The sequence below is a fragment of the Asaia sp. W19 genome (assembly GCF_003994335.1).
In the GTDB taxonomy this organism is placed as follows: domain Bacteria; phylum Pseudomonadota; class Alphaproteobacteria; order Acetobacterales; family Acetobacteraceae; genus Asaia.
Genome location: NZ_PNQZ01000137.1, coordinates 1 through 689, shown reverse-complemented (window position 1 = coordinate 689; position 689 = coordinate 1). Strand labels below are relative to the sequence as shown.

General features: G+C 61.2%; 1 protein-coding gene and 1 pseudogene. Both read left to right on the top strand.

Features of this window, described 5'->3' with window-relative positions; genetic code table 11:
• On the top strand, window positions 1-204 hold a 204-nt coding region (locus tag C0V97_RS17355), incomplete at its 5' end, for a helix-turn-helix domain-containing protein (RefSeq protein WP_148114969.1).
• Window positions 201-689, top strand: a pseudogene (locus C0V97_RS17350) (two-component sensor histidine kinase); the annotation flags it as partial. The gene C0V97_RS17355 and the pseudogene C0V97_RS17350, both read left to right, overlap by 4 nt.

Sequence of the window (689 nt, the reverse complement as noted above, 5' to 3'; positions counted from 1 at the left end):
GCCGAGCATCCCCAGCGTGTACTGACACGCGACCAGCTCATGGATATGGCGCGCGGCCCTGATCATGCCGCGTTCGATCGCAGCATCGACGTGCAGGTGAGCCGCCTGCGCGCCAAGCTGGAGGAAGACCCCAGAAATCCGACCTTGATCCGTACCGTGCGCAATGGGGGCTATCTGTTCGCCTCCGCGGTAAAACGCTCATGACGCGACGCTTTCTCATGCAGGACACGATCTCGCGCCGCCTGATCGTGACCGTCGCTCTGGCGGCGGCGGTGACATTGCTTCTGCTCGAACTCTTTGTGGCCTTTGGCGGTCAATGGACAAAGCCCGATATAGAGGCAACGGGCATGGTGCGCGAGGTGGCGTCTGTCATTCGCATGACCGGCGCCGCGCCAGCAGAACACCGTCCCGCCCTGCTTCAGGCAGCCAATACGACCGAACTGCATTTCGCCTGGTATGCCCCACATTCTCCCCTCGCCCTCGCCTTGGAGCACGGCCATTACCGGGCGATGGAGGTCGGCGAATCCTGGCATTTTCTTAGCCCGCATCTGGGGCATCGGCCACGCCATATGGCCGTATTCCAGGAAGATAATCCGGTCTCGTTACTCCCTGGACTGCCGTATGACCGCTCTGTTTTTCACGATGCGTATTTTGCCGGGGTTCAGCTCGATGACGGAAGCTGGATCCKG